This window comes from Dermacoccus abyssi, from assembly GCF_003515945.1.
In the GTDB taxonomy this organism is placed as follows: domain Bacteria; phylum Actinomycetota; class Actinomycetes; order Actinomycetales; family Dermatophilaceae; genus Dermacoccus; species Dermacoccus abyssi.
The window spans coordinates 278,701-294,072 of sequence record NZ_QWLM01000003.1; the positions used below are offsets into that span (position 1 = coordinate 278,701).

Consider the following 15,372-nt stretch of genomic DNA (forward strand, 5'->3'; position numbering starts at 1 on the left):
CGCAACTTCCTTGTCGCAGACCGCTACTACCGGGATTCTTCGATCTCACCTATCGGACGCTCGTCGTCGGCTTCCAGGCCGGACGCTGAGCTTCGAACCGCTCGATGTCGCCCTCGTGACGCAGGGTCAGCGAGATGTCGTCGAGGCCCTCCATGAGGCGCCAGCGGATGTAGTCGTCCACCTCGAACGGCACGACGAGTTCGCCTGCTGTGATGGTTCGCGACTCCAGATCGACCGAGATCTGAGCGCCCGGCTCGTTCTCGAGGTACTTCCAGAGCAGTTCGACATCCCCTTGCTCGACCTGGGCCGTGAGCAAGCCCGCCTTGCCCGAGTTGCCTCGGAAAATGTCGGCAAAGCGCGAACTGATGACGACCCGGAAGCCGTAGTCCATGAGTGCCCACACGGCGTGCTCACGCGAAGAGCCCGTACCGAAGTCGGGGCCCGCCACGAGAACGGACGCGTCGCGGAAAGCGTCCTGGTTGAGGACGAACGACTCGTCCTTGCGCCAGGCCGAGAACAGGCCGTCCTCGAAGCCCGTGCGCGTCACGCGCTTCAGGTACACGGCGGGGATGATCTGGTCGGTGTCGACGTTGCTCCGGCGCAGCGGGGCGCCGACGCCCGTGTGGTTGATGAATCGCTCCATGGCAGTTTCCTCCTCGGTGCTCACAGATCGCCGGGCTCGGCGAGGGTGCCCGCGACGGCGGTGGCGGCGGCGACCTGGGGGCTGACCAGGTGCGTACGACCGCCCTTGCCCTGACGCCCTTCGAAGTTGCGGTTCGAGGTCGACGCGCTGCGCTCCCCCGGCTGCAGTTGGTCGGGGTTCATCCCCAGACACATCGAGCAACCGGCCAGACGCCACTCGGCACCGGCCTCGGTGAAGACCTTGTCGAGCCCCTCGGCCTCGGCGTCGAGGCGCACTCGCGCGGAGCCGGGCACCACGAGCATCGTCACGGAGTCCGCCACCTTGCGGCCCTTGATGACCTCCGCGGCGGCGCGCAGATCCTCGATGCGGCCGTTCGTACACGAACCGAGGAACACCGTGTCGACGCTGATCTCCTTGAGCGGCTGCCCCGGCGTCAGGCCCATGTACTCGAGGGCGCTGGAGGCGGCGGCCTTCGCCGAGTCGTCACCGAACGACTCCGGGTCGGGAACGTTCGCCGAGAGCGGGAGACCCTGACCGGGGTTGGTGCCCCACGTGACGTACGGCGACAGCGAGGCCGCGTCGATCGTCACCTCGGCGTCGAACTGCGCGTCGTCATCGGTGCGAAGCTTCTTCCACTCCTCGACGGCGGCGTCCCACTCCTCACCGGCCGGCGCGCACTCGCGGCCCTCGAGGTAGGCGAACGTCGTCTCGTCGGGAGCGATCATGCCTGCGCGGGCGCCGGCCTCGATCGACATGTTGCAGATCGTCATCCGCGCTTCCATCGACAGGCCCTCGATGGCCTCGCCGCGGTACTCGAGCACATAACCCTGGCCTCCCCCCGTGCCGATCTCGGCGATGACGGCGAGGATGATGTCCTTCGCGCTCACGCCCTCGGGCAACGCACCGTCGACGTTGATCGCCATCGTGCGGAACGGCTTGAGCGGAAGCGCCTGCGTGGCGAGCACGTGCTCGACCTCGCTCGTGCCGATGCCGAAGGCCAGGGCGCCGAACGCGCCGTGAGTGGAGGTGTGGCTGTCGCCGCACACGATCGTCGCGCCGGGCTGCGTCAGGCCGAGCTGCGGGCCGATGATGTGGACGATGCCCTGCTGGGCGTCACCCATCGGGAACAGGCGGACGCCGAACTCCTCACAGTTCTTGCGCAGCGTTTCGACCTGCGTGCGACTCACCGGGTCGGAGATGGGCCCCGGCGTCGTGGGAACGTTGTGGTCCTCCGTCGCGAGCGTCAGATCGGTGCGCCGCACCCTGCGTCCCGCGAGACGAAGGCCGTCGAACGCCTGCGGACTCGTCACCTCGTGAAGCAGGTGAAGATCGATGAAAAGCAGATCCGGTTCGCCTTCGGCGCTGCGCACGACGTGCTGCTGCCACACCTTCTCGGCCAGCGTTTTCCCCACGCGTCCTCCTTCGAATCACCGGGCCGTCCGACCCGCGAGACAAATGCCGTTGCTCAAGCGTTACGCTTTCTTCAGGCCTTTGAACTTGCGTCTCGCGTCATGAGACTGCAATATCAGAACATGGACAACTCTAGTGGAGTCGGCGTTCTCGACAAGGCTGCGATCGTGCTTTCGGCGCTCGAAGCCGGTCCGTCCACCCTGGCTCAGCTCGTGGCGGCCACCGGCCTGGCCCGCCCCACCGCTCACCGCCTGGCTGTGGCACTCGAACACCACCGCCTCGTCGCACGCGACATGCAGGGTCGCTTCGTGCTCGGCCCGCGCCTCGTCGAACTCGCTTCCGCCGCGGGTGAGGATCGCCTCCTCGCCGCCGCCGGCCCGGTTCTCGGCGCTCTGCGTGACCACACGAACGAGAGTGCGCAGCTCTTCCGCCGTCAGGGCGACCAGCGCATCTGTGTCGCCGCCGCGGACCGCCCCATGGGTCTGCGCGATTCGATTCCCGTCGGCGCGACCCTGTCCATGCAGGCCGGTTCGGCAGCCCAGGTGCTTCTGGCGTGGGAGGAGCCCGACCGCCTGCACCGCGGCCTCCAGGGCTCGAAGTTCACCGCCACGATGCTCTCCGGCGTCCGCCGTCGCGGCTGGGCCCAGTCGGTGAGCGAGCGCGAGCAGGGCGTCGCGTCGGTCTCCGCGCCCGTTCGCTCCCCCAGCGGCCACGTCATCGCCGCCGTGTCGATCTCCGGCCCCGTGGAGCGCGTCTCCCGTCAGCCCGGCCGCCTGCACGCCGCCACGGTGGTCGCCGGCGCCAACAAGCTCACGGAGGTCTTGGCTCGCGCCGCCGCTCAGCAGACGAGCCAAGTCACGCCACCTGCTCCGCGCTCCTGAACCCAAGCCTGCAATAGGGCACGACAAAGGGCACCTTTCTCACGACAAATCATGAGAAAGGCGCCCTTTGTTCGCGCGAAGAAAGAATTGCACCTACAGACAAAAAATCCCCGTCACTTGCGTGACGAGGATTCTTTGTCTCAATGTAGCCCCGACGGGATTCGAACCCGCGCTACCGCCTTGAGAGGGCGCGTGCTAGGCCACTACACAACGGGGCCATGGCCTGCCTGATGCCTTGCGGCTTTCAGCAGCGAGGAAAACTCTAACCGAAGTTGTCGATTTCCCGAAATCACTCGACGAGCGCGCGATCGAGATCGCCATTCTGCGCCAGTGATTTGCGCTGGGGTACCAGGACTCGAACCTAGAACAAATGAACCAGAATCATCCGTGTTGCCAATTACACCATACCCCAAGGGGGTTTCAGCGAACGCGCGCCCCGGCCTTGTGGGCCTCGGCCTTCGTTCCCCGAACCGAGTGAAAACTTTACCGAACGTTGGCCCAGGCGCCAAATCGGCGCCCGGTGCCGCTCCCCCGCTCCGGCCCGACCCATCGAGGGGCGGGGCCGGAGCGCGCTACGGCAACGTCAGAGCGTGGCGCGCAGAGCCTTGAGGCGCTCCATCGTCGAGTGCTTGCCCAGGATCTCCATGGACTCGAACAGCGGCGGCGAGATGCGCTGACCGGAGACCGCCGTGCGCAGCGGACCGAACGCGAACTTCGGCTTGATACCGAGCCCCTCGACGATCGCTTCACGCAGCGCCGCCTCGATGCGCTCGTGCGTCCACTCGACGTCGCTTCCGTCGGGCTTGCCGAGCGAGCCGGAGATCGGCTCGAGCGCCTCGATAGCGGCGTCGATGACCTGCGGAGCCGTCTCCTTGAGCTGCGAGCGGGCGTCGTCCGCGATGGGAAGCTCGTCGTCCTTGCAGAAGAACGGCGCCACGAGGGCCGTGGCCTCCGACAGCAGGTTGATGCGTGTCTGGATCTGCTCGGCGACGAGGTTGAGACGCCCGAGCTCCGGCAGCGACGGCTGCTCCGACAGCACGCCGTCCTTGACGAGGAACGGCAGCAGACGCGTGGCGAACTCGCGCGTCGGCAACTCGCGGATGTAGTGGCCGTTGAGCCAGTTGAGCTTGTCGAGGTTGAAGATCGGCCCGACGGTGTTGACCTTGCTCCACTCGAAGTTCTTGCTGAACTCCTCGAACGTGAAGACCTCGCGCTCCGAACCGTCCGTCTCGATGACGGGTGGGTAGCCCAGCAGGGCGAGGAAGTTGAGCAGAGCTTCGGGGAGGTAGCCCTGCTCCTTGAACCACGTCAGGCGTGCCCAGGGGCTCTTGCGCTTGGAGATTTTCGCCTTCTTCTCGTCGCGCAGCAGCGGCATGTGCGCGAACTTCGGCGGCTCCAGGCCGAGGCCCTGGTAGAGCAGGATGTGCTTCGGCGTGGAACTGATCCACTCCTCGCCGCGCACGACGTGGGTGATGGCCATCTCGTGGTCGTCGACGACGACGGCGAGGTGGTAGGTCGGGAAGCCGTCTGCCTTGAGGATGACCTGGTCGTCCGGGCGGGGAGCCTTGACCTCACCACGGATGAGGTCGGTGAAGGTGAGCGGGGCGTCGTCCGGCACGAACATGCGCACGACGGGGTTGTCGCTGAATCCCGGCTCCTTGGAACGCTCTTCGCGCGTCTTGCCGTAGCACATGCGGTCGTATCCGGTGGGCAGCTTCTGCTTCTGCTGGAACTCGCGCATCTCCGCCAGGCGCTCGCTCGTGCAGTAGCAGTAGTACGCCTTGCCCTCGTCGAGCAGCTTCTGGACGTACGGCTTGTACGTGTCGAGGCGCTCACTCTGACGGTAGGGCGCATACGGGCCGCCCTTGTCCGGGCCCTCGTCCCACGTCAGGCCGAGCCATTCGAGCGTGTCGAAGATCTGCTGCTCGGAGTCGGCCTGGAAACGGGCGCGGTCGGTGTCCTCGATGCGCAGGACGAACTTGCCGCCCTGCTGGCGCGCGAACGCCAGGTCGAACATCGCCATGTAGGCGGTGCCGACGTGCGGATCGCCGGTCGGGGACGGGGCGACGCGGAGGCGGACCTCGTCGGGCGTCGCGGGCTCGATGGTTGCAGCAGTCTTGTCGCTCATGATGCTCCCATCGTAGTGGTCGCCCCGGAGTCAGGCCTTGCGCATGACCGCCAGGGTCAGCGATTCCGACATCCACGTGAGGAAGTCGTAGTACGCGGCGAGGAGATCCTCGGGCGATTTCGGTGCGTCCTCACGCTCCACCTGGCGCGACAGCGCCTCGGCGTCCTCATCGGTACGCAGGCCGAGGCGTTCGGCGAGTACCAGCCGGACGTCGGTCAGAGCCATCATCATGGCGCGAGCCGACGCTTCGTCGAGGACGACCTCACGGGAACCGTCGCTCAACCCGTCCTGCAGGTTGTCGTCGTTCCCCTCTCGTTCCCCAGCATCGTCCCGCTCATACCGGGCGGCCGGGTCGTTCGCGCGCTCGTAGACGTCGTCCGCGATCGCCGCGGCCTGTTCCTCGTCGACGAAGCCCTCCTCGAGGGCGCGCATGGCGATGTCGAGATTGCGCAGCTTCCCGTCGCGCAGCGTCGATTCGGTGAGGCGGCGAAACTCCGATGCCGCGGCGTCGTCGTTCTTGACGCCGTCAGGCAACAGTCGACGCAGGGCCGGGTCCTGCGGCGCCTCCCGCTCGGCCATCGAACGGCTGAGGGCTGCGAAGAGGTCGTCGTGGGTGTCGCCGTCACTCGGCGCGCCCTTCTCGTCCGTCTCCCCCGCGTCCTCGCTGCCATCCGACAGGAGCACACTCGTCTGGTACATGAGCTCGATGACGAGCGATCGCTCCACGTCCTCGAGGAAACCGATGATGCGAGCGCCGTCGTCCGGGTCGCGGGTGAACGCCTGAGCCATCAGCCCTCCTGCTGGTAGGTCGCCCACAGGCTGTAGCCGTGCATGGCGATCGTGTCGGCCTCCATCCGCTCGCGCGAGCCCTTGCTCACGACGGCGCGGCCCTCGGTGTGAACCTGCATCATGAGCCGCTCGGCCTCGGCCTCGGAGTAGCCGAAGTAATCCTGGAAGACGAAGCTGACGTAACTCATGAGGTTGACGGGGTCGTTCCACACGAGCGTGACCCACGCGCGTTCACCGCTCTCGTGCGGTTCGCTGCGGGTCAACTGCTCGGTCAGCTCGTCGAAATCGATGTCAGGGGGCGCGATCGACACGCCCTCCACTCTAGAGTTCTTCACGTGACTTCCAACATCTCGCCCTCGACGGCCCTGTTGACCGACCACTACGAGCTCACGATGCTCCAGGCGGCGCTGCGTTCCGGCGCGGCCGAGCGCCGCAGCGTCTTCGAGGTCTTCGCTCGCAGGCTGCCCGACGGCCGCCGGTACGGCGTCGTGGCCGGAACAGGGCGCTTCCTCGAGGCCCTCAAGAACTTCCGCTTCACCGACGCGGAGATCGACGACCTGCGCGAGCGGGACGTCGTCGACGAAAGCACGCTCGAATGGCTCGCCGACTACCGCTTCTCCGGTGACATCTACGGCTACCCCGAAGGCGAGTGCTACTTCCCCGGGTCGCCCCTTCTCGTCGTGGAGTCGACGTTCGCCGAGGGCGTCCTGCTCGAGACCCTCGCCCTGTCGATCCTCAACCATGACTCAGCCGTTGCCGCAGCGGCCTCCCGCATGACGTCGGCCGCAGCGGGCCGCCCCTGCATCGAGATGGGCTCGCGGCGCACCCACGAGGAGGCCGCCGTGGCCGCCGCGCGTGCGGCCTACGTCGCGGGCTTCGCCACCTCGTCCAACCTCGAGGCCGGGCGGCGCTTCGACGTACCGACCGCCGGCACGTCGGCTCACGCCTTCACGTTGCTGCACGACGACGAGCGTGAGGCCTTCACCACGCAGGTCGAATCGCTCGGCAAGAACACGACGCTGCTCGTCGACACCTACGACGTGACGAACGCCGTGAACATCGCGGTCGAGGTTGCCGGTCCCGAACTCGGAGGCGTCCGACTCGACTCCGGCGATCTGCTCGTCCAGGCGCGCGAGGTGCGGGCCCAGCTCGACTCACTCGGCGCGAAGAACACGAAGATCGTCGTGACGAGCGACCTCGACGAGTACGCGATCGCCGCCCTGGCAGCCGGCCCGGTCGACGCTTACGGCGTGGGCACCTCGCTGGTCACCGGCTCCGGCGCCCCGACGGCCGGCATGGTCTACAAACTGGTCCAGCACTCGGACGACAACGGCGAGATGATCGACGTCGCGAAGAAGAGCAAGGACAAGATCTCCGTCGGCGGGCGCAAGTGGGCACTTCGTCGCCGCAACACCGAAGGGGTGGCCGAGGCCGAGATCATCGGCATCGGCACGAAGCCTCAGGACGACGGCGGCGACCGCGAGATGCTCGTGCAGCTCGTCCAGGGCGGCGAGGTCATCGTTGCCACCGACGCGAAGACGGCCCGCGAGACCCACGAGCGCTCCCGCGCGGAACTGCCCGCCACGGCGCACCAGATGTCGCGTGGCGAAGCCGTCATCCCGACGCGTTACGAGAGGCGAGGCGTATGAGCGACACCGGCCGCGCCCTCGTCGTCGTCGACGTGCAGAACGACTTCTGCGAAGGCGGCTCTCTGGCCGTGGCCGGCGGCGCCGGTGTGGCGGAGGCGATCGCGGATTACGTGGCGCTCTCGTCCTACGACACGCTCGTCGCCACGCAGGACTGGCACGTCGACCCGGGCTCTCACTGGAGCGAGACACCCGACTACCGCGACACCTGGCCCGTGCACTGCGAGGTCGGCACGCCCGGCGCCGAACTGCACCCCGCGCTCGAACCGGTCGAGGATCGCTTCGACGCTCGCTTCCGCAAGGGCCAGTTCGAGGCTGCCTACTCCGGTTTCGAGGGCCACGACGACCTCGACGGCAAGGGCCAGGGCCTGGCTACGTGGTTGCGGGGCGCAGGCGTGGGTGAGGTCGACATCGTCGGCATCGCCACGGATCACTGCGTGCGCGCAACCGCGCTCGACGCCGCGCGCGAAGGTTTTCTCACCCGCGTCCTGCTCGGTATGACGGCGGGCGTCGCGCAGGAGACCACCCACGCCGCGCTCGAGGAGTTGCGCACGGCCGGCGTCGAACTGGTCGGCACACCCGTGGTCAACGGCTGACCGTCGGAATATTGACGAAGGGCGGCTTCCCGGTGGGGAGCCGCCCTTCTTCAATGAGGTGTGTACGTCGTCAGCGAGTGCGACGAACCTCGCTCTTGACCGCGAGGTCGTGAAGCCCCTGACGCTTGGCGTTGCTCAGGGCCCAGAGGATGATGAGCGCCTGGAGGAATCCAGCGACGCCGGAGAAGATCGCAACGAGAGCGAGCGCGTCCGGGCCCCACTTCATGAGCGCGCGCAAAGCCGCCCGTCCGAGCGGCAGACGCTCCTTGGCCCCCTGGGCCGTCCCCGCGGGGACCACGGTGATGCCGAGCGCGCGCTTTCCGACGGTGGCGCCACCGGCGAAGTGCGTCATGAGCACCTCGTACACGAACAGTGCCGCGACGAGCGCACCCGCGAGCGCGAGCGGCGGCGTCATGAGGTCGGCCGGGATGGTCGGCATCTGCTCGCCCGCGGACGCCGCGGACATGAACCTGTCGACGTACTCCTGCATCTGCGTCATCCAGTCGCCGAGAAACGGCAGGACGACGAGCGACACCGGCAGCGAGACGATCAGCCTGTCGAGGAAGGTCGCGAGGATGCGGCGGATGAGCCCCGAGGGCTGTCCGACGGTGTTACCGAACGGCGCCGTGCCCGGCTGGGAGCCCTGGAACTGCGGGCCGTGGAACTGGTCGCGGCGCCCCGACTGCTCGGGGCCCCAGTGCGCGGGGTAGGTGCGCGGTTCACCGTCACGGCGTGGCGGCTCCTCGACGTGCTGAACGGGCCGGGCCTCACCGACGTGGTCGAGACCGGGGCGCAGCTTCGGCATGGTGCGGTCGCTCCACAGAATGCCGTCCCAGTAGCGAAGCTGGGTGTCGTCGTCGGGGTCGTCGTACCAACCGGAGGGGCGCTCGTTCATGCCCCTAGCCTAGGTGTCGCAGGAGCCTGCGCCGGACGCACCGTCTAGCGACGTCCGACGAACCACCGTCGGATGAGCTCGATCCGAGCGCTCACCTGCTCCGACGAGGCGCGGTCGAGCGTCGGCCCGCCGCACTGCTGACGCAGGTCGTTGTGGATGACGGCGTGGGGCTGACCGCTCTTGCGCGCGTACTGCGCGACGAGCCCGTTGAGCTCCTTGCGCTGGTTGGCGAGGGCTCGGTGGGCGGCCACCGGCTCGTCGTCGTCCCGGCGCTTGCGGCCGGACTTCACGAGCTTGTCCTGACGCTGTCGCAGCAGTTTGGAGACCTGATCGGGCTCGAGAAGCCCCGGCAGACCGAGGTACTCCTGTTCGTCCTCGGTGCTGACCTCGAAGCCCATGCCGAACTGCTCGGCGTCGAAGAGGACGTGATCGAACTCCGCTTCGGATTCGAGGGCTTCGAACGAGCCGTCGTCGAGCAGGTCGCCGGAGGCCTTCTCCTCGCGGTTGGTCGCGGCGAGCAGGCCCTCCTCCTCGGACCACATGGCGTCCTCGGGGCTCTCCCCCGGCCTGCTCGGCCGGTCGAGAGCGTGATCGCGCTGTTCCTCGAGACGTGCTGCGTGTTCGAGGATGATCGGCACGGTGGGCAGGAAGACCGACGCCGTCTCGCCCCGCTTACGAGCGCGCACGAAGCGGCCGACGGCCTGGGCGAAGAACAGCGGCGTCGAGGTGGAGGTGGCGTAGACCCCTACGCACAGACGCGGAACGTCGACACCCTCGGAGACCATGCGCACCGCGACCATCCACCGGTCGTCGCTCTTCGCGAAGTCCTCGATGCGGGAGCTGGCCCCGAGATCGTCGGACAGGACGACGGTGGGCTTGGAGCCCGTGATCGCCTCGAGGGTTCGCGCGTACGCCCGTGCCGCGGTCTGGTTGGAGGCGATGACCAGCCCACCGGCATCGGGCACGTGGCGGCGCACCTCTGACAGGCGTTTGTCAGCAGCCTGGAGAACTGACGGGATCCAGGCGCCGTTGGGGTCAAGGGCCGTGCGCCATGCACCGGCGACGGCGTCCTTCGTCATGGGGGTGCCGAGGCGCGCGGCGATCTCGTCGCCCGCTCGCGTTCGCCACCGCATGTTGCCGCCGTAGGCGAGGAAGAGCACCGGCCGCACCACGCCGTCCGCGAGTGCCTCCGCGTAGCCGTAGGCGTAGTCGCTCGCACTGCGCCGAATACCTGCAGCGTCGTGTTCGTAGCGCACGAAGGGAATGGGGCTGGTGTCGCTGCGGAACGGTGTTCCGGTGAGGCAGACGCGTCGAGTGGCGCCGTCGAAGGCGACACGCAGAGCATCGCCCCAGCTCTTGTTGTCACCGCCGTGGTGTACCTCGTCGAGGATGACGAGCGTGCGCGTGCGCTGCGTGCGGATGCGGTGCACCTCGGGGTTGCTCGCCACGCCCTGGTAGGTGAGCGCGACACCGTGGTAGTCGGATGCCTCGTCGACCTGGCGGTTGGTGAACTTCGGGTCGATCTGAATACCGACGCGGGCAGCGGCGTCCGCCCACTGCGTCTTGAGGTGCTCGGTAGGCGCGACGATGGTGACGCTGTCGACGATGCCACGCCCGAGCAGCTCCGTGGCGAGGCGCAGAGCGAAGGTGGTCTTACCGGCGCCCGGCGTTGCGACTGCGAGGAAATCGCGCGGGTTGGTCTCGAGGTAGCGCTGGAGCGCGCCGGCCTGCCAGGCACGCAGTTTGCCGGCCGTACCCCAGGCTGCCCGCTCCGGAAAGGCGGGTGACAGATGCTCTGCAGCCGAAGTACTCATAGGCGAGCAAGTCTACCGGCGACCACCGACAGCCCGGACGCCTCCGAGGGTGGCTCCGGCCACGCCGCCGAGCCCGAACGAGCCCTCAGCGAAAGGACCGCGCCAGCGGTGCCAGGAAGAGGACGAGCACCATGGGGATGGCGAATCCGTAGCGCAGCGAGTCGTTGCCGACGGCACCGGTCATCACGGCGCCGAGGATGCCGCCGAGGTAGTTGAACTGGTTGAACCGGGCGATGATCGCGTCCACCTTGGCGCGCACGGCCTCGGGCTCGGACGAGGTCTGCTCACGCGCGATCTTGGCCGCTGCGGAGAAGGCGAGAGGTGCCACCGTCGCGAGACCCAGGCCGGCTACGGTGAAGCCGAGCACGGCGATGAGCGGGTGGGGCGCGCAGACCACCACGCCCAACCCGGCGGCCCCGACGAAGGCCGCGGAGCGCACGAGATTAGCGGCGCAGAAGTGTTCTGCGAGGCGGTCACCGCAGGCGCGTCCCACGAGAGACGCGACGAGGTACGGCAACGTCGCCACGGCCACGAGCGCCGCGCCCGAACCGAAGACGTGGTGGAGGTAGCTCGGGCCCCAGGTCGTGGCGGCGGTGTCGACCATGTAGAAGAGCACCATCGCGATCCCGACGGGCAGGATGCGGCGCCACGGCACCTTGGAGCCGTCGTCACCGATCGGGGTCACGGGGCCGGCACCGCGCACGTACGGCGCAGCAACCAGAGCGAGCGGCACGAGAACTCCGACAACCGCGACGGCCTCGAAACTCCAGTTCTTCGTGAGGAGCGCGAGCACCGTGGCTGCCACGCCACCGCACGTCCACGCGGCGTGAAACGTGGGCATGATGGTGCGCCCGTAGGAGTGCTCGAGACCGACACCCTGCATGTTGGTGCCCGCATCCGCCAGCCCGAGGGCGATGCCGTAGGCGCTCATCCCGACAGCCAGGAGCGCCACCGACGGCGCGGCCGCCATCGCGGGGACGCTGAGCACGACGAGCGCGAAGCCCAGACGCAGCGCCAGGCCACTCCCCCGTCGCGGTGCAATGCGCTCACCGAGGAGGGAACCCACACCTGCGCAGAGGACGAGCGCCAACATGAGGAGGGAGAAGTCTCCCGGGCTCAGGTCGAAGCGCTCCTGAAGCCGCGGCAGCTTCGTCGTGAGCAGGATGAAGACGAACCCCTGACCGGCGAAGGCAGCCGCGACCGCGGGGCGACGTCGACCGAGACCGGCTCGGGTGACGGAACTCATACGCGGATGGTGCCACGCCGCCACCGCACTCGCGCACAGTTGGTCGCATGTTCGAGACTCTGCCCACGCCTCGGACGGCGCTCACTCGTCAGGTCAGTGTCGACGAGAAAACACCAGCGGCCACCGCGTGGGTGTCCGCTGGTGGAAGCGTTGTCTACTCGCCGCCGTCCTGCGGTGCTCGAAGGCCCTGGTAGATCTCCTTACAGGTCGGGCAGACCGGGAACTTCTCGGGGTCGCGCCCCGGCACCCAGACCTTGCCGCACAAGGCGACAACCGGCTCACCGGAGAGCGCCGACTCCATGATCTTCTCCTTGCGCACGTAGTGCGCGAAGCGTTCGTGGTCGCCGGGCTCGGAGAGCTGGTGCTGCGTCTCTTCGCGTTCGAGCACGGCCGTCGACGTGCCCGGTCCGCCGAGTCCGCCCGGGTTTCCGGGGTCGCTCTGCGGCGCGTTCGGGTCGTCGATCGAGGAGTTCGTGACTGGGGCGCTCATGGCCGCCAGTCTAGACCTGGCACACAGGCACCACGGCGAAGTGCGTCCCGGCTCCCGGGGGCTCCAACTCAGTTGAGCGATGGATCGTCCGGGAACGTGGCCATGAGGTTGAGCGGGAACGGCTGGCGCCTCACGATCCGCTGCCACAGCGTGTCCGGATCGTCGTCGAAGAGGTCGCCGATCTCGTAGTCCGCCGCGAACCACCAGTCATCGGCGAGTTCGGCGTCGAGCTGGCCCGCCTCCCAGCCGGCCGAACCGGCGAAGACGCGCATGCCAGCTAGCTGAGCTGCCAAGAGGGCCGGTGGAGCGTCGAGGTCGACGAGCGAGAGCGAACCGAACAGACGGGTCGTGCCGAGCACCTCGTCGCGGCCCGGGACATTGGCCAGGGCGATGGCCCGGTCGAGACCGACAGGACCGCCTTGGAAGAGACGGTCCGGTGCAGACACGACGTCCTGCCATCCGGGAAGCACCGAATCAACGCCGGCTTCCAACGGGAAGTCGAGGACGAGTCCCTGCGCGCCCTCATCGTCGTGGTGAAGGACGAAGACGACGCTGCGCGTGAACAGGTCGCCCTCGTCACCATCGTGCGGACGCGGCACGGCGACGAGCAGACGCCCCGTCAATGAACTCACGCGGCCATTGTGGGCCACGCACGTGGGCGGGGGCGAGCCGCCCCGCATCTCGTAGAACGGGCTCGACCCCGCCCGCACGAAGCGGACGGGGTCGAGCAACAGCACTGACGACTGCGATCAGTCGCGGCCTCCGCGGAAACCACCACGGTCGCCGCCGAAGTTCTGACGACGGTTCTGGCGCTCGAAGCCACCATCGATGTCGTCACGGTAGCTGCCACGACGGTCGTCGCGCTCGCCTCGGTAGCCACCGCGGCCACCACGATCGTCACGGTCACCGAAGCGTCCACGACCACCACGGTCATATCCGCCGCGACCACCGCGGTCGTAACCGCCCCGGCCACCGCGGTCGTATCCGCCGCGTCCACCGCGGTCGTAGCCACCACGGCCACCGCGTCCACCGCGGTCGTTGCGCGGCGAGAGCACGCGACGCAGGTCGTCCTCGGAGATCGAGCGACCCTCGGGCGTCGAACCACCGGCGGCGACGATGACGTCGTCACCCGGGCGGGCCTTCACGAGGCTGGTGTCGACACCGGCCTCGTCGAGCAGACGCTGCATCGAGCGACGCTGGTGCGGCAGGGCGAGGGTCACGACGGTGCCCTTCTCGCCCGCACGCGCCGTGCGACCGGCACGGTGCAGGTAGTCCTTGTGGTCGGCCGGCGGGTCGACCTGGAGGACGACGCCCACCTCGTCGACGTGGATGCCGCGAGCTGCGACGTCCGTGGCGACGAGCACCGGCACGCGGCCGTCCTTGAAGGCGGACAGGACGCGGTTGCGCTGGCCCTGGTTGAGGCCACCGTGCAGCGCAGCCGCCATGACGCCCTGCTCACGCAGTTCGTCGGCAACGCGGTCGGCGCCCATCTTGGTGCGGACGAAGACGACGGTGCGTCCCTCGCGGTTGGCCACCTCGGCCGTGACGACCTTCTTGTCGCGCGGCTCGATGATGAGCGCGTGGTGCGCCATCGTCGTGACGGTGGCGGTGCCGTCATCGGTCGAGTGCGTCACAGGGTCGACGAGGTACTTGTCGACGATCTTGTCGATGCCGCGGTCGAGCGTCGCGGAGAACAGCAGACGCTGACCGCCCTCGGGCACGAGGTCGAGGATCTCGGTGATGGCCTCGAGGAAGCCCATTTCGGCCATGTGGTCGGCCTCGTCGAGCACTGCGATCTCGACGCGGGAGAGGTCGGCCGCACCGCGCTCGATGAGGTCGGAGAGACGACCCGGGGTGGCGATGAGAACGTCGACACCGCGCTCGAGGGCCGACAGCTGCGGCTCGTACGGCATACCGCCGGCAACGAGCTTGTGCTTGAGGCCCACGACGTGAACGAGCGGCTGCAGCGCGTCGCTCACCTGCATGGCGAGTTCACGCGTCGGCACGAGAACAACGGCGCGCGGCATGTGGGCGCGGGCCGGGCCGCCCTCGGCGAGGCGCGTCAGCATCGGCAGACCGAAGCCGAGCGTCTTGCCCGAACCGGTACGGCCGCGGCCGAGCACGTCCTTGCCGGCGAGGGCGTCCGGAATCGTGGCGGCCTGGATCGGGAACGGCTTCGTGATGCCGTCGCGCGCCATGCGCTCCACGAGAGTGTTGGGCAGACCGAGGTCGGCGAAGGTGCGCTCGTCGACGGGCTCCGCGTCGGCTGCAGCGGCGTCGATGTCTGCCTCAGCGGTCGGCTCGACGTCCTCGCCCGGCACGACGATCGGCGCCTCGTCGGTGGGCTCGCCGCCGACGGGGTTCATCTCATCCGTGGCGTCGATGTCGTCGACGGCCTCAGCGTGGTTCTGCTCGCCCTCGGTGCCGGGCACCTCGGAGTCGACGACACCGGCATCGCGCACCGGGGTCTCGAACTGCGCCGACGCAGCCTGCTCGTCGATGTTGGCCGTCGCGAGCTCGTCGCCGGTCGTCACGCTCTCGCTCACGGCGTCGTCGCGAAGGGTCTCGTCGCGGAAGGGACGGTCGGGGCGCCCGTGGCGCTCTCCCTGGCGGTCGAAACCGCGGTCGCCGCGGTCATCGCGGCGGGCGAAGCCGCCGTCACGACGGCCACCGAAGTCACGGCCACCGCGGTCGTCGCGGTTGAAACCACGGTCGTCACGACGCGCGAAACCGCCATCGCGACCGCCACGGTCGTCACGGTTGAAACCACCACGACGCTCGTCACGGCCCTGGAAACCGCCGTCACGACGGCCACCGAAGTCACGACCACCACG

At 68.4% G+C, this 15,372-nt stretch carries 15 protein-coding genes and 2 tRNA genes; 4 read left to right on the plus strand and 13 right to left on the minus strand.

The window, feature by feature from the left end; genetic code table 11:
* Positions 1 to 49 precede the first annotated feature (49 nt).
* Positions 50 to 643 (minus strand): 3-isopropylmalate dehydratase small subunit, encoded by a 594-nt coding sequence (gene leuD, locus D1832_RS04415; protein ID WP_047311947.1) that lies wholly within the window; start codon positions 641 to 643, stop codon positions 50 to 52.
* Between the two features lie 20 nt (positions 644 to 663).
* Positions 664 to 2,055 carry a 3-isopropylmalate dehydratase large subunit gene (leuC, locus tag D1832_RS04420; protein ID WP_118912770.1) on the minus strand — a complete coding sequence of 464 codons (1,392 nt, stop codon included), beginning with the start codon at positions 2,053 to 2,055 and terminating at the stop codon, positions 664 to 666.
* Between the two features lie 120 nt (positions 2,056 to 2,175).
* Between leuC and D1832_RS04425 the strand changes: the two genes are divergently transcribed.
* The gene (locus D1832_RS04425) at positions 2,176 to 2,934 is read left to right on the plus strand and encodes an IclR family transcriptional regulator (RefSeq protein WP_047311945.1); all 759 of its coding nucleotides are present in this window, start codon (positions 2,176 to 2,178) and stop codon (positions 2,932 to 2,934) included.
* Positions 2,935 to 3,080: 146 nt separating this feature from the next.
* Here the strand turns inward: D1832_RS04425 and D1832_RS04430 are convergent.
* The 5 genes from D1832_RS04430 to clpS form a co-directional block, all read right to left on the minus strand.
* Positions 3,081 to 3,152 (minus strand) — tRNA-Glu (locus tag D1832_RS04430).
* Positions 3,153 to 3,274: 122 nt separating this feature from the next.
* Positions 3,275 to 3,346 (minus strand) — tRNA-Gln (locus D1832_RS04435).
* A gap of 171 nt (positions 3,347 to 3,517) precedes the next feature.
* Positions 3,518 to 5,062 (minus strand): glutamate--tRNA ligase, encoded by a 1,545-nt coding sequence (gene gltX / locus D1832_RS04440; protein ID WP_118912771.1) that lies wholly within the window; start codon positions 5,060 to 5,062, stop codon positions 3,518 to 3,520.
* Positions 5,063 to 5,092: 30 nt separating this feature from the next.
* On the minus strand, positions 5,093 to 5,851 hold the full coding sequence (locus tag D1832_RS04445) for a DUF2017 family protein (RefSeq protein ID WP_118912772.1): 759 nt from the start codon (positions 5,849 to 5,851) through the stop codon (positions 5,093 to 5,095).
* Positions 5,851 to 6,162, minus strand: a complete 312-nt coding sequence (gene clpS / locus D1832_RS04450; protein WP_047312197.1) for an ATP-dependent Clp protease adapter ClpS — start codon at positions 6,160 to 6,162, stop codon at positions 5,851 to 5,853. The genes D1832_RS04445 and clpS overlap by 1 nt, the downstream gene beginning before the upstream one ends.
* Positions 6,163 to 6,186: 24 nt before the next feature.
* On the opposite strand from clpS, the gene D1832_RS04455 reads away from it, so the two are divergent.
* Positions 6,187 to 7,500 (plus strand): nicotinate phosphoribosyltransferase, encoded by a 1,314-nt coding sequence (locus tag D1832_RS04455; RefSeq protein ID WP_118912774.1) that lies wholly within the window; start codon positions 6,187 to 6,189, stop codon positions 7,498 to 7,500.
* Complete coding sequence (locus D1832_RS04460) at positions 7,497 to 8,093, plus strand: nicotinamidase (protein ID WP_118912775.1); 597 nt, start codon at positions 7,497 to 7,499, stop codon at positions 8,091 to 8,093. Before D1832_RS04455 ends, D1832_RS04460 begins: the two co-directional genes overlap by 4 nt.
* 70 nt (positions 8,094 to 8,163) lie before the next feature.
* Here the strand turns inward: D1832_RS04460 and D1832_RS04465 are convergent, their stop codons facing one another.
* The 6 genes from D1832_RS04465 to D1832_RS04490 all read right to left on the minus strand — a co-directional run bounded on the left by D1832_RS04465 (position 8,164) and on the right by D1832_RS04490 (position 15,084).
* Positions 8,164 to 8,988: an RDD family protein gene (locus D1832_RS04465; RefSeq protein ID WP_118912776.1), complete on the minus strand. Its 825-nt coding sequence runs from the start codon at positions 8,986 to 8,988 to the stop codon at positions 8,164 to 8,166.
* Positions 8,989 to 9,032: 44 nt separating this feature from the next.
* Positions 9,033 to 10,802 (minus strand): DEAD/DEAH box helicase, encoded by a 1,770-nt coding sequence (locus D1832_RS04470; RefSeq protein ID WP_118912777.1) that lies wholly within the window; start codon positions 10,800 to 10,802, stop codon positions 9,033 to 9,035.
* 85 nt (positions 10,803 to 10,887) lie between these two features.
* Positions 10,888 to 12,048: an MFS transporter gene (locus tag D1832_RS04475; protein ID WP_118912807.1), complete on the minus strand. Its 1,161-nt coding sequence runs from the start codon at positions 12,046 to 12,048 to the stop codon at positions 10,888 to 10,890.
* Positions 12,049 to 12,202: 154 nt separating this feature from the next.
* Positions 12,203 to 12,538, minus strand: coding sequence for a DUF3039 domain-containing protein (locus tag D1832_RS04480; protein ID WP_047311938.1), 336 nt, complete (start codon positions 12,536 to 12,538; stop codon positions 12,203 to 12,205).
* Between the two features lie 68 nt (positions 12,539 to 12,606).
* Positions 12,607 to 13,170 carry a YqgE/AlgH family protein gene (locus D1832_RS04485; RefSeq protein WP_241510855.1) on the minus strand — a complete coding sequence of 188 codons (564 nt, stop codon included), beginning with the start codon at positions 13,168 to 13,170 and terminating at the stop codon, positions 12,607 to 12,609.
* 117 nt (positions 13,171 to 13,287) lie between these two features.
* Positions 13,288 to 15,084: a DEAD/DEAH box helicase gene (locus D1832_RS04490; RefSeq protein WP_241510856.1), complete on the minus strand. Its 1,797-nt coding sequence runs from the start codon at positions 15,082 to 15,084 to the stop codon at positions 13,288 to 13,290.
* A 48-nt stretch (positions 15,085 to 15,132) separates the two neighbouring features.
* Between D1832_RS04490 and D1832_RS15120 the strand changes: the two genes are divergently transcribed.
* Positions 15,133 to 15,372, plus strand: a 240-nt coding sequence (locus tag D1832_RS15120; RefSeq protein WP_147362610.1) for a hypothetical protein, incomplete at its 3' end; no start/stop codon positions are given.